This is a genomic window from Paraburkholderia lacunae, from assembly GCF_003353175.1.
Classification (GTDB): Bacteria; Pseudomonadota; Gammaproteobacteria; order Burkholderiales; family Burkholderiaceae; genus Paraburkholderia; species Paraburkholderia lacunae.
This window is the reverse complement of the sequence record NZ_QHKS01000058.1, coordinates 1-19,677: the sequence shown is the minus strand read 5'-3', so window position 1 is coordinate 19,677 and position 19,677 is coordinate 1. Positions and strand designations below refer to the sequence as shown.

General features: G+C 59.8%; 17 protein-coding genes. 13 read left to right on the top strand and 4 right to left on the bottom strand.

The window, feature by feature from the left end; genetic code table 11:
* The first annotated feature begins 359 nt into the window (after nucleotides 1-359).
* From DLM46_RS37980 to DLM46_RS37970, 3 genes are all read left to right on the top strand, one after another.
* The gene (locus DLM46_RS37980; protein ID WP_133300450.1) at nucleotides 360-1,658 is read left to right on the top strand and encodes a hypothetical protein; all 1,299 of its coding nucleotides are present in this window, start codon (nucleotides 360-362) and stop codon (nucleotides 1,656-1,658) included.
* Between the two features lie 112 nt (nucleotides 1,659-1,770).
* On the top strand, nucleotides 1,771-3,339 hold the full coding sequence (locus tag DLM46_RS37975; RefSeq protein WP_115109960.1) for an ATP-dependent nuclease: 1,569 nt from the start codon (nucleotides 1,771-1,773) through the stop codon (nucleotides 3,337-3,339).
* A complete protein-coding gene (locus tag DLM46_RS37970; protein ID WP_115109957.1) occupies nucleotides 3,324-4,367 on the top strand; it encodes a UvrD-helicase domain-containing protein in 1,044 nt (347 codons plus the stop codon). The genes DLM46_RS37975 and DLM46_RS37970 overlap by 16 nt, the downstream gene beginning before the upstream one ends.
* A 621-nt stretch (nucleotides 4,368-4,988) precedes the next feature.
* On the opposite strand, the gene DLM46_RS37960 is transcribed toward DLM46_RS37970, so the two are convergent.
* Both DLM46_RS37960 and DLM46_RS37955 read right to left on the bottom strand, forming a co-directional pair.
* Nucleotides 4,989-5,423, bottom strand: coding sequence for a hypothetical protein (locus DLM46_RS37960; protein WP_115109952.1), 435 nt, complete (start codon nucleotides 5,421-5,423; stop codon nucleotides 4,989-4,991).
* Complete coding sequence (locus DLM46_RS37955) at nucleotides 5,401-5,994, bottom strand: nucleotidyltransferase domain-containing protein (protein WP_115109949.1); 594 nt, start codon at nucleotides 5,992-5,994, stop codon at nucleotides 5,401-5,403. The genes DLM46_RS37960 and DLM46_RS37955 overlap by 23 nt, the downstream gene beginning before the upstream one ends.
* Nucleotides 5,995-6,870: 876 nt before the next feature.
* On the opposite strand from DLM46_RS37955, the gene DLM46_RS37950 reads away from it, so the two are divergent.
* Nucleotides 6,871-7,116, top strand: a complete 246-nt coding sequence (locus DLM46_RS37950; protein ID WP_115109946.1) for a helix-turn-helix transcriptional regulator — start codon at nucleotides 6,871-6,873, stop codon at nucleotides 7,114-7,116.
* 398 nt (nucleotides 7,117-7,514) lie between these two features.
* Here DLM46_RS37950 and DLM46_RS37945 read toward each other — a convergent pair whose 3' ends face one another.
* Nucleotides 7,515-8,792 (bottom strand): tyrosine-type recombinase/integrase, encoded by a 1,278-nt coding sequence (locus DLM46_RS37945; RefSeq protein WP_115109943.1) that lies wholly within the window; start codon nucleotides 8,790-8,792, stop codon nucleotides 7,515-7,517.
* Between the two features lie 192 nt (nucleotides 8,793-8,984).
* Here DLM46_RS37945 and DLM46_RS37940 point away from each other — a divergent pair, with 192 nt between their 5' ends.
* On the top strand, nucleotides 8,985-9,740 hold the full coding sequence (locus tag DLM46_RS37940) for a DeoR/GlpR family DNA-binding transcription regulator (RefSeq protein ID WP_115109973.1): 756 nt from the start codon (nucleotides 8,985-8,987) through the stop codon (nucleotides 9,738-9,740).
* Nucleotides 9,741-9,801: 61 nt separating this feature from the next.
* Here DLM46_RS37940 and DLM46_RS37935 read toward each other — a convergent pair whose 3' ends face one another.
* Nucleotides 9,802-10,914, bottom strand: coding sequence for a 2-aminoethylphosphonate--pyruvate transaminase (locus tag DLM46_RS37935; RefSeq protein ID WP_425274055.1), 1,113 nt, complete (start codon nucleotides 10,912-10,914; stop codon nucleotides 9,802-9,804).
* Between the two features lie 362 nt (nucleotides 10,915-11,276).
* Between DLM46_RS37935 and phnS the strand changes: the two genes are divergently transcribed.
* From phnS to DLM46_RS37895, 8 genes are all read left to right on the top strand, one after another.
* Nucleotides 11,277-12,368: a 2-aminoethylphosphonate ABC transporter substrate-binding protein gene (gene phnS / locus DLM46_RS37930; protein ID WP_115109939.1), complete on the top strand. Its 1,092-nt coding sequence runs from the start codon at nucleotides 11,277-11,279 to the stop codon at nucleotides 12,366-12,368.
* Nucleotides 12,369-12,469: 101 nt separating this feature from the next.
* Complete coding sequence (phnT, locus tag DLM46_RS37925) at nucleotides 12,470-13,570, top strand: 2-aminoethylphosphonate ABC transport system ATP-binding subunit PhnT (protein WP_115109966.1); 1,101 nt, start codon at nucleotides 12,470-12,472, stop codon at nucleotides 13,568-13,570.
* Nucleotides 13,548-14,495: a 2-aminoethylphosphonate ABC transporter permease subunit gene (locus DLM46_RS37920; RefSeq protein WP_115109936.1), complete on the top strand. Its 948-nt coding sequence runs from the start codon at nucleotides 13,548-13,550 to the stop codon at nucleotides 14,493-14,495. The genes phnT and DLM46_RS37920 overlap by 23 nt, the downstream gene beginning before the upstream one ends.
* The gene (gene phnV, locus DLM46_RS37915; RefSeq protein ID WP_115109933.1) at nucleotides 14,485-15,348 is read left to right on the top strand and encodes a 2-aminoethylphosphonate ABC transport system, membrane component PhnV; all 864 of its coding nucleotides are present in this window, start codon (nucleotides 14,485-14,487) and stop codon (nucleotides 15,346-15,348) included. The genes DLM46_RS37920 and phnV overlap by 11 nt, the downstream gene beginning before the upstream one ends.
* 75 nt (nucleotides 15,349-15,423) lie before the next feature.
* Nucleotides 15,424-16,152, top strand: coding sequence for a phosphonate utilization associated transcriptional regulator (locus DLM46_RS37910; RefSeq protein ID WP_115109930.1), 729 nt, complete (start codon nucleotides 15,424-15,426; stop codon nucleotides 16,150-16,152).
* 52 nt (nucleotides 16,153-16,204) lie between these two features.
* A complete protein-coding gene (gene phnA, locus DLM46_RS37905; protein ID WP_115109927.1) occupies nucleotides 16,205-17,461 on the top strand; it encodes a phosphonoacetate hydrolase in 1,257 nt (418 codons plus the stop codon).
* Nucleotides 17,458-18,909: a phosphonoacetaldehyde dehydrogenase gene (gene phnY / locus DLM46_RS37900; RefSeq protein ID WP_115109924.1), complete on the top strand. Its 1,452-nt coding sequence runs from the start codon at nucleotides 17,458-17,460 to the stop codon at nucleotides 18,907-18,909. Before phnA ends, phnY begins: the two co-directional genes overlap by 4 nt.
* Before the next feature lie 4 nt (nucleotides 18,910-18,913).
* The gene (locus tag DLM46_RS37895) at nucleotides 18,914-19,483 is read left to right on the top strand and encodes a phosphonate degradation HD-domain oxygenase (protein ID WP_115109922.1); all 570 of its coding nucleotides are present in this window, start codon (nucleotides 18,914-18,916) and stop codon (nucleotides 19,481-19,483) included.
* Nucleotides 19,484-19,677 lie beyond the last annotated feature (194 nt).

The following is a 19,677-nucleotide window of genomic DNA, read 5'->3' as shown; positions in this document are numbered from 1 at the left end:
GGCGCAAGAGCGATGGCGAACCGGGCGCGAAGACGCTGTGGATCGGCATGCAGCGAGTCATGGATGCTGTGATCACCATCCAGATCTTGCGCGACGGCTACGACACTTCTGTATAACGAGATGACCTAAACCAGCTGCGCGATCGGTTTGGCGATTTCGATCGCAAGCCGAGGATAGAACGCAGGAGCGGATGGGTCGCCCCCCCGTTTGAGTACAAACGCTTCGTTGAGCTTTCGCCCTCCGCTGTCATCCTTCTTTTGCGTCAATACAGTTGGAGTTACTTCCGAGACGATTTTCTTAGCATGGGGGGACCTGATTCTGTCGCGACGCAGTTGTCAGAGGCCGCGTCAAGATGTCCGGTGCGATTCCTGTCGCTGCTTGCTGAGTATTGGCCACAGATTGATGATCGCTTCGGCGCTGCCATCCTTGCGGGTGTGAGTCGGCACCTGGGTTACCGCTTTGGTAACCTCGGGAATACCAGCGGGTGGACGCCGGAGGAAGAACCCTCTGGCCCCGTGGTTGCGAAGCTGATATTGGATGAGCTCGACCGCCATCCCACTTCATGGCGCGGTACTCGGGCTGCTGCCGAGGCCCTTGAAGCGTTGTCAGACATCATCGAAGATGAGCTTGAACTCTCCCGGTTTGCCTTTCATCTTGTGGGCATATCCTTGTCTAAGGATCCGGAAGAGGAGGGGAGCGATTTGGCGATGACAGCGTTAAACAGTACAAGAGGGATCGCCGCTCAAGCAGCGACGAAAACCGTGGCTCGATTGGCAGAAGATCGACACATTCCCGCTGAGCTTGCATCGACGCTTCAGCGCCTTGCGGCTGACGTGAACGCCGGCGTTCGTTTTGCCATCATTCGTTTCCTGCCACAACTGCAGCAGGCGGACCCGGATTTGGGTTGGCTTCTTTTCGCTCTCGCAACCCAAGGTGCCAACGCGTCGATATGGGCTGAGGCCGAATCGTGTCTTTACCATGCCTATCATCATGATTTTGATAAAGTGGATCCGTACCTTGCGCTAATGTACGAAGCGGGCGCATACGACTCCTGGGCGCATATCGTATGTCTGGCGTACCTCTCGGGGCACGTATCTGCAGCTCATATAAAGACGTCCCTTGAGGGCATCGAAGATGAGTCGGCGTGGGCTGGTGCTGCCCGCGTATTTGCCACCAACGCTGGACTTGCCGAACACCGGGCCGCGTGTCTTGAGATGATTGAGTGGGTGTTGCAATATGCGCCATCATCAACGGTTGTCGCCAGCGAGGTGGATCATCGGCTGTTCGATGCGGAATCAGCTCCGCACTATGTGTCCCAGACCCTGCTACGAGCCATGTTTGTGTATAGAAGCAGGATCAACCCGGCGCAACAGACCGTAGCTACGTCCTTCTTTGAGTGGCTGGCAGCAAATGCTGTCGATGCTCCGGACGAAACGCTCTTGGCTATCGAGACGATGCTCGATGATTTGGCGTGGTCCGAAGAAGGGACGTTGTTCTTTCAACCGTCCATCTTCAGCGCGCTGTTTCAAGAAGCGGAAGAGCGGGAAGAATCCGATAGTGGGGAATTCCTGCGGCGCGTCGTTGCGGTTCATGACACTCTGCTTCGATCCGGCGGGGATACCTTTTACAACTGGTTAAAGGATGCCGAACGGCCATAAGCATGAGTAACAGCAGGGCAGAAAGTCGACAGAGGAACACCATCGCCGCCGGGTGGGGTACGATTTAACACGACCATGGAAGAAACAATCACACGAACGAAAGGCATGGGGAATGAAGACCATCAAAAAGCTGATACTGAAAAACTTCAAGCGCTTCAAGACGCTGGAGATCGAATTCGATAAGGAACTGAATATCCTGATCGGCGGAAACGAGGCGGGAAAAAGTTCAGTGCTGCAAGCACTAGATCTGGTCATGAGCGCAAGTCGCAGCAAGGTAGAGGGGATCGGTCTGGAATCTCTGTTCAATGCGGCCTGCATCGAAGAATTTATGGCCGGCCCACGCAAGATCGCCGATCTTCCGACGATGTTCATAGAAGCTCATCTCGACGGGTTCGCCGATCACGAGTTGAACGGCAAGAACCACAGCAGGCGGGACGTCGAAGTTGATGGGATAAAATTCGTCTGCGAGCCTGTAGATGAATACACCAAGCATATCTGTGAGGTCTTGAAGGACCCCAATTCCAGCTTCCCGTTTGAATACTACGCTATCCATTTCTCGACCTTCGGGGGGCATCCGGTTCATCCCTACAAGAAGCCGCTCAAGCATCTGTTGATTGACAGTTCTCAGATCAACAACGAATACGCGACGCGCGAATACACGCGATCCATGTATCTGGCGAATGCATCGGTACTGGAGCGAAACCGTCATGGGTTGGAGTACCGGAACGCCAAAACGAGGTTTCGTGACGCTGTGCTGGCCGATATCAACGACAAATTGCCCGACTATAAATTTGGCGTTAGAAGTAGCCCGAAGGCCAGCATTGAAACGGACATCATGATTACCGAAAGCGACATTCCCATTGACAGCAAGGGGAAGGGGCGTCAATGCTTCATCAAGATCGAATTCGCTTTGCGAGACCGCGAACACACGTTGGATGTCGTGCTCTTAGAGGAACCTGAGAATCACCTCAGTCATGTGCATACGCGGAAACTCATTGACCGCATCAGCAATGCGACGAAGAAGCAAATCTTTATCGCGACGCATAGCAGTTTGATCTGCACTCGCCTGAACCTGCAGAAAGCGATCATTCTCAGCGAGAGCGATCCTTCATGCCCTACATCATTGACGGGTCTCCCTTCTGATACCGCGGGCTTTTTCATGAAAGCCCCGGACAACAACGTACTCGAGCTTGCCCTGTGCAAGAAAGCAATTCTGGTGGAGGGCGATGCTGAGTTCATTCTGATGGAGACACTTTACAAGAAACACGCAGAAGGTGGTTCGTTGGACAAAGATGGCGTTCACATCATCTCCGTCGACGGTACCAGCTTCAAACGCTACTTTGATCTCGCCAAGGTTCTCAAAATCAAGATAGCGGCGATCCGTGATAACGACGGCGCATATCAGAAGACGTGCGTAGACAATTACGTCAACTACAACGTGGCTACGATCAAAATATTCGCCGACCCGAATGACAAGCGATCCACCTTCGAGATCTGCATGTATGAGGACAACAAGGCCGCATGCGACGATCAATTCGCTGCTGGCAGAAAGAAGCTAACTGTTCAGCAGTACATGCTAGACAACAAGGCAGAGGCAGCGTTCCAACTCCTCGCAAAGAAGGCGGACGATCTAGTTGCGCCGGCCTACATTCGGGAGGCAGTGACGTGGATAAAACAGTAATCTTCGCCGTTGCAGGCTCTGGCAAGACATACAAGATTGTCGAACAGCTGGACGAGGCGCGGCGTGTCCTGCTCGTCACCTTCACCGAAGCAAACAGGGACAATTTGCGGATCCGAATCGTCAAGAAATTTGGCTATTTTCCGACGAACATAGTCCTCTACACGTACTTCACGTTTCTGCATTCGTTCTGCTATCGCCCGTTCTTGTTGAACGAGAAGCGAACGAAGGGAATGACGTTCCGGCGACCGTCAGTAGATGAGCCCAACTTTCGCGCTACAAACGACCGCCGCTACATGACGGCGGGACGATGGCTATATCACCATCGATTGGCGAAGTACCTGGAGCAAACTGGCACGGTCAAGAATGTGATCGCGCGGATAGAAAAGTACTTCGACGCCTTCTTTATCGATGAAGTGCAGGACTTTGCTGGGCACGATTTCAATCTGCTGATGTCGCTTTGCCAGAGCGATGTCCAGTGCATGTTCGTGGGCGATTTTTATCAGCATACGTACGACACAAGTCGCGACGGCAACGTGAACATCAATCTGCACGCAGACTATGAAGCGTACAAGGCGCGTTTCAAAGCTGCGAAGATGGAAATAGATCTCTCGTCGCTGATGAAGAGCCGCAGATGCAGCAAACCGGTGTGCGACTTCATCTCCGAGAAGATAGGCATCAGTATTGAGTCTCACTCGAATTCGCTCACCAGCGTTAAATTGATCGAAGATCCCATGGTTGCGCAGGAGCTTTACGAATCACTTGGTACCGTAAAGCTTTTTCTGAAAGAACACTACAAGTACGACTGCTACTCTCAGAACTGGGGGGCGTCAAAAGGCCTTGATCACTATGAAGACGTGTGCGTCGTTTTGCATCCAAATGCGGTCAAAGCTTGGAAGGCTGGCACTTTGTCAGACCTCAATCCAGAGACTCGAAACAAGCTTTATGTCGCATGTTCGAGAGCGCGTGGCAATTTGTTATTCGTTCCGGAACCACTCTTAAAGCACCACAAACGAGCGAGCGCTGCCTAACGGATATCAACGCGTTTTCTGACAAGCCGAGTTGAAAATACCCATTCCGCAAGGTCGGTGGCCGTTCCACTCGGCGGAATGGCAGGTCAATATCAGTGGGCTGAAATGTCAACGTCAATAGACGAGCGTCCGCTAAGGCCGAACCACCGCCCCCCAAGGCACCCCGCGTGGATGACCGGAGCATTTGGTTACCCCGTAAACGGCTACCTATCGAAGTCATGCCCGCTTTCCGTGACGCGGCTACCGAACATACGGTGCGAGCATGGCGTCGATTAGCGAGGACGCAATGTCTGCGGGAAACTGCGGTGGAAGCTGGACGTGGAGGTTATTGCCTGGAATGTCCAGCGCGAGTGCAGCTTTAATGCGCACCTCATACGTCGCCGGTATTTCGCTGTCGGTTATGTGGCAACTGGCTCCGGCATCGATCCAGCGCCGCGCAGTTATAAACTGGGTCATTGCGAAGGCGGACTGCCTGTCTGCAACCTCCCGTTACGTCCGCATCAGACGTACGCGGGAGGTCGGACTAGCCTCGTTGAGCCAGGTCGCTGGATGGTACAGCCCAACGTCCTTCGCTAGAGTTGGCGGTTTTCCTTTAGAGCCGGGACTAGCGACGCGTGCGCCTCAATCTGAAGGGAGCATATGGTCCAGGCCTGACGCAGAGTCAATAAGCTCGGCGGTGAGGCCGACAAGTTCCGCCGTCAGACTGGCTGGAAGGTCCACGTTGCCTTCATATTCGGCCGCATTGCGACGACGGTGGCAGGTGTCAAGTATTCGCCACTTTTCTGGGGGCCAGCCGATCGTATGCTCAAGGCATTGGAAGACTAGATAGCGATCCTCGCTGCGGTAGCCAAAAGCGCGCAGCGCGGCGCGCGATGCAGCGTGGGCCGCATCGTATGCAAGGACGAACTGGCTCTCTGTCGCCATGCCCTTGCTGTCTGTTACCGTGACGAGCAGGGTCCGGGCAAGGTTGAGCAGGCTTTCGAATTCGCCTCGGCTGGGTGGCTGCGATTTTAGCTTCCCGATCCGGACGAGATTATCGAGTGTGGTCGATGTCATCTTCGGTTCCTATGATCATGAGCTTGGGGTGATGAAGCACTTCTGCAATGAAGTGATGCTTTTGCTGCTTTCGTTCCAGAAATTCCTTGACGGTGTACTGGGTAACCTGGATTGGGCGTGCCAGAGCCTGTTCCGCCGGTTGAAGGGCCGCCATGATCTGTCCATAGGTAAGGGTATCACTGACGATCATCAGGTCAACGTCACTGCCGGCATGATCACGGTTTTGCGCCACAGAGCCATACACAAACGCAAGTTTTATTTCGGATGCCAACGGCGTTAGCGCGTCATGTAGTATTTCAGAGAATCCGAACGTTTTCAGCACAATCTGGCGCACCTCGCTATATACAGGGCTGGATGCGAAGGCGCGTACCTGTTTGAGATTGGCAATGCGTCGCGTCTCGACAAGCCCTCCTTTTTCCAGTCGGGCAAGTTCACGCTGCACGGTCGCGCTGCCGAGTCCAGTGAGGCGGATTAATTCCTTGACATGGAACCACCGATCCGGCTCCCCGAAAATTCGGGCCAGAACGGGTTGTTGCGCACCGGAGAAGAGGGCATCGCCAATTTGGGACATGACGTGGATTCTAGCACGATCGAGCTAATATTTGGTACGATCGAGCCAGTTCCTGGACCGATTTGCTCGGCGAGCCGGTACAGCGACGAAGTAAGTGCGGCGGGTGGCCGTCGGTGACAAATGCCCATATCCCGAGCAGCAATCTCATCACCGACATGCGGAAAGGATGTAAATTGCGACCTCGGCAAGTATGGGTAAAAGTATGGGTAGGCGAAGCCTGGTTTAGCCGATGGCCCGACAGACAAGGCGCTGAAGGCGTTTTGGCATCCCTCCGTCGCAGTCGATCTCGAGCGAAGGATCTGCCGCATCGTTGTTGACGACGATCCCTAACGGTGGGGCCTCAAACACGGACGGGCGGGGTGCAAGCTTGATGAGGTTGTTTCAGCCGGCAACTGGCAGTTTTATTTCCGAATGGCTCCGCAGATTGCCCAAAGGGTTACCCCGCTGAAAACATTAGTCCACGCGCAACCTTAGCGCCGCAGGCATGAGCCAGTGCGTCCGACCAGAGCGAGCTAGGTGTGAAACGCGACTTCATTCATGCCCCGAAAGGCTGCTTGCTACATATGCTTTACGGAACGCTGAATAAAAAAAATCAACGTCAGGAAGCATGGCACCGATGATTTTCAGCTCAAGCTGATTTTGCATAGGACTCCGGGGGAACTCGTGAGAAAGCCATCGTTCAATCGATGCGCCGCTAAACGCAATTTTGTTCTCGCAAGGCGATTTGCTCAACTCGACCTCATCCGTTAAATTCGGAAGTACGCTTTGCACACGTTTGACCCGTTAGCCGCTCTCGACATTCCCACGCCGTTCGTATTGGAAGCAGTGCCGTGCGGATAGGGAGTTATCGGCAACAGACGGAAGGTGGAAACGGCGATGAAAATCTGTTTTTCTCTGAAAGAAGTGGCAGAGGCGCTTTCCTTGTCGCCGACGACCGTACAGAAACTGGTGCGCGAGAAAAGCTTCCCTGAACCGCGGTTACTATCGGGCCGCAGGGTGGGATGGCTCGCACACGAGGTCCGGAAGTGGGCTGACGCTCGTCCGGTTGCTGACCTGCTGCCGCCGGAGAACACAGGCGCTAGAAAGCGGCAAATTCCTCAAGGCGAGCGGCCCACTTCGTGAGCCATTCGCGTTTTCCGGCATCGTAGCCGTAGAGGTTATCGCCGCTCGGCCCCGGACGATACTCAGCTTGATGTGACGAATGATGTTGTCGGCTACCCCGTTGACGCACCTCTCCGCGCCGAGGATTGTCCGTGCGTTTTTCGAACAAGGTCGTGCAGCGTCCGTCCCGTCACCGGGATCGGGAGATCAGTCATTGGCGCCTTCCATTAGGATAGGTAGCGCACGATAATGTCCGCGATAGTCGCCCGCGTAAGGCGTTCTGTGGTCGGGGGCGCGACACCCAGCATTCGGAGTAGTGTAAGGAAGCAGAATAGTGGGCGCCGCAAATCATCCATCGCCGCCTAATGATCAGATCGACCGACGAGCGGCGCCCGATGTGCAGTCGCAAATTCTATCGCTTATTCTTTGTCTTCGCCTCCGGCGTTGCCCGTTATACGTTCAAGATGGGTCGCGAGCCGCGTGAGCCATTCGCGCTTCTCCTTATCGTATCTGTGCCGGTTATACACGCCCGCGACGCCCGGCAGCACGTGACCGAGAACAGCCTCGGCCACCTCGTGCGGACACCCGAGAGCAGCCAGCATAGTTCGGGACGTGCGGCGCAGATCGTGCGGCGCCCAATGTGACACAGGTAGTTGCGGTCGCAACGTCTGACCCGGCTTGAGCGAGTAGGGTTGGTGCGCCCATACAACGGCCTGCACGCTTTTCTGAGGTATATGGCGGCTGTCGGCAGTCGGAAACAGGTAGCCTTTCCCGTACAGTCCTAGCCGACGCTGGACAATCATTTCCGCGCGCCCGGCCAGCGGCACGCGATGGTCGGTAGCGGACGCCCGGTTCTTGTTCTTGGTCTTCGCCTTTGGAATGGTCCACCACAAGCCGTCCGACTCTTTCGACATTTCCTTGCCTTCCATCACGACTATTTCGCCGCCGCGCAGCCCGGTCCATAGATACATGGTCAGCACGTCGGAGATCGTTTCTGACAGCATCGACAGCCACGGGACGAGAATAGCCAACTCGTCTTCGCTGAGCACGCGCTTGACGTTCTCCACCTTTCCGCCGCGTTTTCGCCCCACGCTTCTCAGTTTGCCGCGCATGACCTGCCGCCACCAGTTTGGGGTGTCCTCTGGAACGCGGCCCGCGTCCAGCGCGTAATCCCACGCTGCGCCAAGCTCGGAGCGCAGAATGGCAGCATTCCGCGGTGCCTGACGCTCCCCATCGAGCAGGTCGAACGCCTGTTTTCGCGTGATCGAGGCGGCTGGTAAGCCGGCAATCGGGGCGATCTTTGTCATGATGCGCCGACGGGACTGCGCGGCGCCGAGCGAATCACGGTACCTTTCAATGTGGTCCGTGAGGAAATCCTCACACAGTTTTCGCACCGTGTATGATTCCGGCGTCGAAGCCATCACAGGCCGGTTCGATGCCCTGCGTGTGAGAACGGGGTCTTCGCCAGCGTCGCGGCGCGCCCGAATGTCTTGCCACTCGACTATCGCGGCAGCGTAGGACATTGCTGGCCACTCTCCCAGCTTCTGCTGACGCATCCTACCGTCGACCGGAGATTTGAATCGGTAGGTCCAACTGCGCCGCGATGCGGTCGCTTCCAGACGAAGGCCTGGGAACGCCTCGAAGCCCATGTGGGTATCCGGCTTTAGCTGTTTCGCGGCCTTGGCATCAAATCGCATGGTCGGCGTAGGTTTTCGGCGAGTGAGTGAAAAAAGTTACGCCAACATCTGGAGTTTAGCAACTTGCAGATGACCGTAGATGCCTCTTGCGGCGCAGATTACGGATGCAAAAAGCCCTTATCTGAAGGGCGTTTGATCAAGAAACGCCTCGCGTGACAAGCCTCTCGCGGGATGATGAAGGAAAAGCCGTCAATGCTCGCAGAACAACGTCACCAATACATCCTCGCGCAAGTTGTCAAAAACGGCGCGCTCTCGGTCGCTGAACTGGTGCGCGAACTGAACGTGTCGCGCGAAACGATCCGCCGCGATCTGAACGCGCTGGCCGGGCGCGGCCTGCTGGTCACGACCCACGGCGGCGCGCTGTCGAGCGACCGGCGCGAGCCCGATCTCGATACGCGCGAAGCCGTCAACGCCGGCGCCAAGCGGGCGATCGGCGAACGCGCGGCCGAATTCGTGCCGGACGGCGCATCGCTCATCGTCGATTCGGGCAGCACCACGCAAGCGGTGGCGCGGGCGTTGCTCGACCGGCACAGGTTGTCGGTGTACACGAACGACTGGCGCATTGCGCTGCTGCTCGGCCGCCGCAACGACAACCGCGTGACGCTGCTCGGCGGCGAACTGTCGGATATCGAAGACGCCACTTTCGGCCTCGACACCGTCCATCAACTGACGCAGTACCACGCGGACTTCGCGTTCATTGGCGCGGGCGGCATCTCGCCGGACGGCTACCTGACCGACTACAGCCGGATGGCCGCCGAAGTGCGCAGCCGGATGATCGCCGCTGCCGACACGGTGGTCATCGTCGCCGATCATTCGAAGTTCGGGCGGGTGACGCCGGTGCGTATCAACGGTATCGAGTCGGCGCGCTATCTCGTGACTGAACTCGCGCCCGAAAAGGCACTCGGCAAGGCGATCGCCGCGCATGGGCCGGAAATCCTGATCGCCTGAGCGTTTGTTCCGCTCGTTTGTCCTGAGCGTTTATCACCCTTTATCCCCCTCGTTTATCCCGCTACTTCACGCGGATGCCAAGCCGCTCCAGCGTGCGGCCGATCGCGGCCACCGCGTTGTGCATTTCGTTCGCGTCGATTGCGCCGATGCAGCCGACCCGAAATGTTTCCACTTGCGTCAGCTTGCCCGGATACAGCACGTAACCGGCCTCGCGCACCGCGGCGTAGAACTCCGCGAAATTCCACGCGGGGTCGCGCGGCGCGTGGAACGTGACGATCACCGGCGCCTGCACTTCCGGCCTCAGGAACGGCTCGAAACCGAGCGCCTTCATTTCGCCGACCAGGGTCGCGCAATTGCGTGCGTAGCGCGCGCCGCGCGCGGGCTGTCCGCCTTCCGCGATGAACTGATCGAGCGCCTCGCGCAATGCGGCGACCACATGGGTCGGCGGGGTGAAACGCCATTGCATGGTCTTCTGCATATACACATATTGATCGTGCAGATCGAGTGCAAGCGATGGCGAACGGCCTTCGCTCTGTTCCAGCACGCTGCGCCGCACAATGACGAAACCCATCCCCGGCACGCCCTCGAGGCACTTGCCGCTCGCCGAGATCAGCGCGTCGATGCCGCCTCGCCGCAGATCGATCGGCAGCGCGCCAAACGAACTCATCGCGTCGACAATCAGGCTCTTGCCGTGCCGCTGACACACCGCGGCGATATCGTCGAGCGGATTGAGCAGACCGGCGCTCGTCTCCAGGTGCACTTGCGCGACATGGGTGATGCGCGAGTGGCGATTGAAGGCGTCTTCGACGGCGGCGGCGCTGACCGGTTCGTCTTCGCGCAGCGGCAGCTCGACATAAGCAAAACCCATGCGCTGCAATATCCGGATCAGGCGGGCGCAATACGCGCCGTTGTTCGGCACCAGCACACAGCCTTGTCGCGGCACCAGCGTACCGATCGCCGCCTCGACCGCAAACGTGCCGCTGCCTTGCAGCGGCACGCATACATGGTCATGCTCACCATGTACGATTTTCACGAGGTCGGCGCACACGCTATGCGTCAGACGGTTGAATGCGGCGTCCCACGAACCCCAATCGCGCAGCATCGCCTGGCGCGTTCGGGGCGAGGTGGTGAGCGGCCCTGGGGTCAGCAGGATTGGGTCGTTTCCAAGGATCACACAGCCTCCGTCGTCAGATGAATACGCCTCGCCCACGTAGCGTGGCGGCAAGCTCTATTTGTATATTATTGGTGAATTGTGTCATTTTGTGGAATTCGACAAAATGTTCATGGCGTTGTCATGGAAACCTGTGATTCTGGCTGTGCCCGTTCAGGCATGGCAGACAGCGCAAGTGTCGTAGGTGGGCTGTAAGTCAGGCTGGAGAAGAAGCGGCAAAGTTGTCGGCAATCTGCAATCCGCACGAATCTGCGCGGCAACGGGCTGCTGGCAACACGCAAGCGGCGCGGCGCAACCGCCGTTCAATCACAACAGGTATCGGGTTTTCCCGACCGTCTGGTTTTTTGCCTTTCGGAGAGAGCGACATGACAACGACGAATTCCCTACGCGCCACGGTTGGCTTCGCGCGCAAACTGCTGCCGGCGCTGATCGCTGCTGCAGCCTTCGGCGGCGCGGCGATGCAGGCCCACGCAGCCGACGCGGTGGTGCTGTACACCGCCGACGGCCTTGAAAACCTCTATAAGGATGTGCTGCCGGCCTTCGAGAAGAAGGAAGGCGTGAAGGTCAACATCGTCACGGCGGGCAGCGGCGAAGTGGTGAACCGCGCCACCATCGAAAAGGATCAGCCGAAGGCCGACGTGATCGTCACGTTGCCGCCGTTCATCCAGCAAGCCGACCAGAGCGGTCTGCTGCAGGCTTATCAAAGCGCCAACTACAAGAACGTGCCGGCCATCGCCAAGGCCCCGAATGGCGCGTGGGCGACCTTCGTGAACAACTATTTCTCGTTCGCGATCAATCCGGAAGTCACCAAGACCCAGCCGAAGACTTTCGCCGACCTGCTGCACCCGGACTTCACCGGCAAGGTTGCCTACTCGAACCCGGCCACGGCGGGCGACGGCATGGCGGTGATCATCCTGACCACGTCGCTGATGGGCGAAGACAAGGCATTCGATTTTCTGAAGAAGCTCGAAGAGAGCGCCAAGTTCCACACCAAGGGCACCGGCTACCTCGACGTGCTGCTTTCGCGTAACGAAATCGCATTCGCCAACGGCGACCTGCAAATGGATCTCGACGACGCCGCCAACGGCGGCCTGTCGCTCAAGCCGATCTTCCTCGCCGCCAGCGCCGGCGGCCAGCCTACTACGTTCCAGCTGCCGTACGCGATCGGCCTGATCAAGAACGGTCCGAACCAGGCTGAAGGCAAGAAGCTGATCGACTACCTGATGTCGACCGACGTGCAAGCCAAGGTGCCGGATATCTTCGGTATCCCGGGCCGCACCGACGTGCCGCTCGCCGGCAAGAACGGTGAAGCGGTCAAGCAGGCGATCTCGGGTGTGAAGCTGATTCCGGTGGACTGGACCCAGGTGATGGCGAAGAAGGCTGACTGGACCGCACGCTGGAAGAACGACGTGATCGGTTCGTCGGGCAAGCAGATCGAAGTTGTCAAGCCGAAGTAAGCCGCACGCAGCGAGTTGCATTTGGCAGTCGAATCAGGCGGCGCCCTCGTGTCTCTCGCGGGGCGCCGCATCAGCATCAATCCAGTTGGAGGATGAACCCGGTGAATACGGCCAGTCTTGCCGATCCAGGCGCGCTCGGCGCCTCACCGGACGCGCTCGACGCCGCGCGTTCGAACACGCCGGGCGGCGTGCAGATCGACCATTTGACGGTGCGCTTCGGTTCGCGCACGGTGCTCGACGATCTGTCGCTGACCATCGAGCGCGGCGAATTGCTGACCGTGCTCGGCCGCAGCGGTTGTGGCAAGACCACGTTGTTGCGCTTCGTTGCCGGGTTTACCGAAGCGGACGGCCTGTCCGGTACGCTGACCGTAGCGGGTCACGACCTCACGCACGTGCCGCCGCACAAGCGCAATCTCGGCTTGCTGTTTCAGAGCTATGCGCTGTTCCCGCATCTGTCGGTGTTCGACAACGTGGCCTTCGGGTTGCGCGCGCGCCGCACGCCATCGAAGGACGTGACGCGGCGTGTCGCCGATGCACTCAAGCTCGTGCAACTGGGCGACGCCGGTCATGTGATGCCTGAGCAGTTGTCGGGCGGCATGCAGCAGCGCGTGGCATTGGCGCGCGCGCTAGTGATCGAGCCCGACGTGCTGCTGCTCGACGAACCTTTGTCCGCACTCGACGCCAATCTGCGCGCGTCGGTGCGTTCCGAACTGAAGGCGCTGCATGAGCGCCTGCCGAACCTGACGATCATCTGTGTGACGCACGATCAGGACGACGCGCTCGTGCTGTCCGATCGAACGCTGCTGATGCGCGAAGGGCGCATTGCGCAGCTCGGCACGCCGCAGCAGTTGTACGACACGCCGAACGACGCGTTTGTCGCTCGCTATCTGGGCGCGGCCAATCTGCTGCCGCCACACGTTGCCTTCGGCATGGACGACGTGCGTTACAACGAGCGCGAGCGCGTCGCCTGTCTGCGTCCGGAAGCGCTGCGTATCGTGCCGCTCGGCGAAGGCCAGTTGCATGGCGCGATCACGTCAGTCGAGTGGTACGGCGCTGTGTTGTCGGTGTCGGTCGTCCTCGACGCGATGCCCAACGAACCCGTGCTGGTCACGATGCAGCGCGGCCAAGGCATGATGCCGGAGAAGGGCGCGCGTATTTCCCTGCGTTATGAGGCAGACGATGTCGTCCTTATCCACCTCTGAGGCCCCTGACGATTCGCGCAGCTCGGCCGCCGCCGACGCCCGCCGCAGCGCCAGTGCTGCGGCGCATGCGGCCGCGGTGAAGCGCCGCGAACGCGCGGCGCAATGGCATCTGCTGTTCATTGCGGTGGTCGTCCTCGGACCGCTCGTCATTTATCCGCTCGTGCGGCTTGTGCTGTTGAGCCTGACCGGTCCGCACGGTCTGAGCCTGCAAGCCTATGCCGCCTTCTTCGGCAATCCGGAGACGCGCGGTGTGGTCGGCACGACGCTGTGGATCCTGTTTATCAGCGCCGGGCTCGCGTCGCTGCTAGGCGTCGCGCTGGCGTCGCTGCTGTTCTTCAAGCCGTTCCCCGGCGCGCGCATGGTTACGCGTTTCCTCGAATTGTTCGTCGCGTTCCCGTCATTTCTGGTCGCCTTCACGCTGATCTTTCTGTACGGCTCGCAAGGCTCGGTGAGCATCGGTTTGCAGCGGCTCTTTCATCTGCAGGCGCCGCCGCTCGATTTCCTGTTCGGCATAGGCGGCGTGATTCTCGCGGAAGTGGTGTTCTACGCGCCATTCGTCGTGCGTCCTACTTTGGCGTCGTTCGCCACGCTCGACATGCGTCTGGTCGAAGCCGCGCGCAGCCTCGGCGCGCATGGCTGGATGGTCGCCTACAAGGTGATCCTGCCGCTCGCGTGGCCGGGCATTGCCGCCGGCACGATCCTGTGTTTTCTGCTGACGCTCAACGAGTTCGGCATTCTGCTGGTGCTCGGCAGCGCGCATCTGATTACGCTGCCGGTCGCGATCTACAGTTCCGCCACCGTCGATCTCGACTTGCCGACCGCCGCCGCCGGTGCGGTCGTGATGCTGATCATGTCTTTGTCGCTGTACGCGTTGTACCGCCAGGTCAACCGGCGCAAGGTGAAAGGAGCGGACCATGGCCGTTGAACTCGACCCGACCGTATTGCCGGTCATGCACAAGAAGGCGCGGCTGGTGCGCCGCAGTCTGGCGGTGCGAATGCTGGGCAGCCTGTTTCTCGGCTTCGCCGCGTTGCTGTGCTTCTGGCTGTTCGTTCTGCCGGTGCTGGTGGTCGCGCTGTCGAGCGTGGCCGCGCACTGGTCCGGCACGATCTTGCCCGAGGGATTCAGCATGCGCTGGTTCGAGCGGCTCGGCGCGAGCGACTTCGACGCGCTGACCACCAGCCTCGAAATCGGCATGGGCGTCTCGGTGCTCGGGACGATTCTCGGCCTGTGGCTGGCGTTGGCGCTCGAAGGGCGCGACCGCCGCGGCCTCGGCGCTCTCGTCGATACGGTCGCGATGATGCCCAACGGCGTGCCGAGCGTGGTGCTCGGGCTGGCGGTACTGATCGCGTATCACAAGCGTCCGATCGATCTGTCCAGTTCGGCGGCGATCGTCGTGTTCGTGCAACTCGCGCTGGTGCTGCCGTTCTGCTACCGGTGCGCCGCCGCCGCGCTGCGCCCGGAGCTGACCATCCTGCGCGAAGCAGCGGCAAGCCTCGGGGCGCCGCCGTCGATGGTGTTGCGCCGCGTCGTGCTGCCGCAACTCGTGCCGGCGATCCGCGCCAGTCTTGCGCTGGGCTTTGCGCTGTCGCTCGGCGAACTCGGCGCGACGCTGACCGTGTACCCGCCGGGTTTCGCGACGGTGCCGATCGTCGTCGTCGGGCAGGTGGAGCGCGGCTATTACCTGCCGGCGTCCGCGCTGTCGCTGATTTTGCTGCTGGTTTCGCTTGCTGCGCTGCTGCTGATTGCGGCGCGCGTTCCGCGTCGTCGATTGGACTGACGCGCAACTTCTGATTTTTGTGTTTGCGTGCCATGGGGTACGCAAACACATGGTGATGTGGCAAAATTTGTCAAAATGACAGAATATATGCTTTCTGCTTCTGCCGATCCGATCGAGGTTGTGCGCCGGCATTCGTTGACGGCGCTGGTCCGCGACGAAATCGAGCGGCACATCGTTCAAGGGGCGCTGGCGCCCGGCGACAAACTCAATGAAGCCGACTGGGCCGCGCGTCTGCAAGTGTCGCGCGGACCGGTGCGCGAAGCGTTTCGTGCGCTGGAGCAAGCCGGCCTCGTGCGCACCGAGAAAAACCGCGGCGTGTTCGTGCGGACGGTGTCGCTGGCGGAAGCGGACGAGATTTATGCGGTGCGCGCGGTGCTCGAAGAAGCGGCATGCCGGATGCTGGCTTCGAGTATCGACGCGCGAAAGCTCGCGGGCTTGCGCGAGTGGCTCGACGCCATGCGCGCCGCGCTCGATGCCCGGGACCACGATGCCTACGCGCGCGCGAATGTGGCGTTTCACGACGCGATCGTCGCGGCGGCGGGCAACGTGAAGCTGCACGAGACCTATCGAAGGTTGGTGAGCGAATTGAGCCTGTTTCGCCGCGCCGCGCTGGTGGTGCATGCCGACGCGATGGAGCGCTCGCTTGCCGAACATCGCGCGATTCTGACGGCGCTGGCCTCGCGCGATGCCGAACAGGCCGCCGCGCTGATGCGCGCGCATGTGAACGGCGGCTTGCGGCGCGCCCATGCGGCCTGCGAACCGGCGGGCGCGTTGGGCGGGATAGAGCGGTCTGTCAGGGATTGATTGCACCGGATCGGCTGCAAGCAAGCGTGATCTGCACGTATGGAAGGTAACGATGGCAACTCAAAGCGAACGCAGTATCGAAGTGAACGGCCGTGGCTATCGGCTTCCGGTCGAGCCTACCGTGGTCGTCTGCGTCGACGGCTGCGAATACGACTATCTCGAGGCGGCGGTCGCGGCAGGCGTGGCGCCGTTCATCGGCAGGATGCTCGGGAGCGGAGCGGCCTTCAAGGGCGACTGCGTGATTCCGTCGTTCACCAACCCGAACAACCTGTCGATCGTCTGCGGCGTGCCGCCCTCGGTGCACGGCATCTGCGGCAATTACTTCTGGGACCCGGACGCGAACGGCGGCGAGGGCGCGGAAGTGATGATGAACGACCCCGCCTATCTGCGCGCCGGCACCTTGCTGGCCGCCGCCGCCGAAGCGGGCGCCGCGGTTGCCGTGGTCACCGCGAAAGACAAGCTGCGCCGCCTGCTCGGCTGGCAATTGAAGGGCATCTGCTTCTCGGCGGAAAAGGCCGATCAGGTGACGCGCGAGGAAAACGGCATCGACGAGGTGCTCGATCTGGTCGGCCTGCCGGTGCCGGATGTCTATAGCGCCGGTCTGTCCGAATTCGTGTTCGCTGCCGGCGTGCGGCTCGCGCAAACGCGCAAGCTCGACCTGATGTACCTGTCGACCACCGACTACATCCAGCACAAATGGGCGCCGGGCACCGAAGGCGCGAATGCGTTCTACGCGATGATGGACGGCTACCTCGCCAGGCTCGATGCACTGGGCTGGGTGATCGGGCTCACCGCCGACCACGGCATGAACGCCAAGCACGATCCGCTGACCGGCGAGCCGAACGTGATCTATCTGCAGGACGTACTGGACGACTGGCTCGGCTTGGGGAAGGCGCGCGTGATTCTGCCGATCACCGATCCGTATGTCGTGCATCACGGCGCACTCGGTTCCTTTGCGACGATTTACTTGCCGCGCGATGTGAACGTTGCGCAGGTGATCGAGCGGATCGGCGGTTTGCAGGGCATCGAAATCGTGCTCGACAATCGCGCGGCATGCGAGCGGTTCGAGTTGCCGAACGACCGTGTCGGCGACATCGTCGTGGTGAGCACGAAGCATGTGGTGCTCGGTACGCGGCGCGACGAGCACGACCTGTCTGGGCTGACCGTGCCGTTGCGCTCGCATGGCGGGATTTCCGAGCGGGAAGTGCCGCTGTTGTTCAACCGGCGCGTCGAGGCGCTGCCGGCTGGCAAGAGGCTGCGCAACTTCGATATCTTCGACGTCGCGTTGAATCGCGTGGCGGCATCATGAACGCGATGCTGCAGGACCATCCGGCCTTTCGGGCGGAAGCGCTGCGGCTCAAAGGCGAACGCGCGACGCGCGCACGCACGCTCGACGTGTTCGATCCGTACACCGGCACGCGGGTTGGCACAGTTCCTTTGGCGAGCGTGGACGACGTGCGCGCCGCGTTCGACTATGCCGTCGCTTATCAGGCGAAGCTCACACGCTACGAACGTTCGCAGATTCTCGAGCGCGCCGCGGCGTTGCTGCGCGGGCGGGCCGAAGCGGCTTCCGATCTGATTTCGCTCGAATCGGGCTTGTCGAAACAGGATTCGCGCTATGAGATCGGCCGCGTCGCCGATGTCTTCAAGTTCGCATCGATCGAGGCACTGCGCGACGACGGCCAGAGCTTCTCCTGCGATCTGACGCAGCACGGCAAGAAACGCAGGGTGTTTTCGCAGCGCGAGCCGTTGGCGGGGGTGATTGTCGCGATCACGCCGTTCAACCATCCGATGAACCAGGTCGCGCATAAGATTGCGCCGGCGATCGCGACGAATAATCGCGTTGTGCTCAAGCCGTCGGAGAAGGTGCCGTTGTCGGCGTTCTATCTGGCGGACATTCTGTATGAAGCCGGCTTGCCCGCACCGATGCTCCAGGTGCTGACGGGCGACCCGCGCGAAATCGCCGATGAACTGATTACGCATCCGCTTGTCGAGCTCGTCACTTTCACGGGCTGCGTGACGATCGGCAAATACATTGCCGCGAAGGCGGCCTATCGACGCGTCGTACTGGAACTGGGTGGCAACGATCCGTTGATCGTGCTCGAAGACGCCGACCTCGAACGCGCGGCGACGCTGGCGGTGCAGGGCTCGTATAAGAATTCCGGACAGCGCTGTACCGCGGTGAAGCGGATGTTGGTGCAGAAGAGCGTCGCGGCGGATTTTACGGACCTGGTCGTCGAGAAAACGCGTGCATGGTCTTTCGGCGATCCGTTCGATGTTTCCAATCAGATGGGCACTGTGATCGACGTCGCCGCGGCGCAGCTTTTCGAGGCGCGCGTCAACGAAGCGGTTGCGGTTGGCGCGCGCCTGCGAATCGGCAACCGACGCAACGGTGCGCTTTATTCGCCGACGGTCCTCGATTGTGTAGACCCGTCGATGACGGTGGTGCGCGAGGAAACCTTCGGGCCCGTGTCGCCGATCATTGCCTTCGAGACGCTCGACGACGCCATCCGCATCAGCAACGGGACGCCGTTCGGGTTGTCGTCCGGTGTGTGCACGAACCGGCAGGACGCGATCACGCGCTTTATCAATGAGCTACGCGTGGGGACGGTCAACGTATGGGAAGTGCCCGGATACCGGATCGAATTGACGCCGTTCGGCGGCATCAAGGATTCCGGGCTTGGCTATAAAGAAGGCGTTCAGGAAGCGATGAAGAGCTTCACCAACCTGAAGACGTTTTCACTACCGTGGGAGTAATGAGGTGGCATTGAGTCTGAGCGACATCCGATCGTTATTCGAGCAACACGGCAATATCGCTTATAGCGGCGAGCCGGTGACGCAACTCGAACACGCATTGCAAAGCGGCGCATTGGCGGAAGAAGAGGGCGCCGCCGACGAACTGGTCGCCGCCGCCTTTTTGCACGACCTCGGACATCTGCTGAATCTGCAAGGCGAAACGCCGAGCGAGCGCGGTATCGACGATCTGCATCAGTATTTTGCGCTGCCGTTCTTGCGACCGGTGTTGTCGGATGCGGTGTTGGAGCCGATTCGACTGCACGTCGACGCCAAGCGCTGCCTATGCGCGATCGACAATACCTATTTAAGCCTGCTATCTGCCGACTCGGTGCGGAGTCTGGAGTTGCAAGGCGGCATCTTCAGTGAGGAAGACGCTGCGATGTTCCTGAAGAGGGCCTACGCCGAAGACGCAGTGCGTCTTCGCAAGTGGGACGACCGCGCAAAAGCACAGAATCGTGTGACGCCCGATCTCGATCACTATCTGGATGTAGTCGAGCGAGTGATGCAAAGGCATGCGATTGCCGCAGTTGTTTGAGTGAGGGTGTTTTCGTCAGTTCTTGTTGTGCCGTCTTCGCGCCATTTCTGGTGCTATTCATGCGTATCAAAATAACGCTTGCAAGCCTTCGTCCGGCTCGCTAGAATCTCGCTCTTTCGTGCTCCGGACAACGGGGCGCGGGAGGCGGGAGAGCCAGCAGTGGCAAGGCTTTCAGCGAGGCGGGCAGGTTGGAA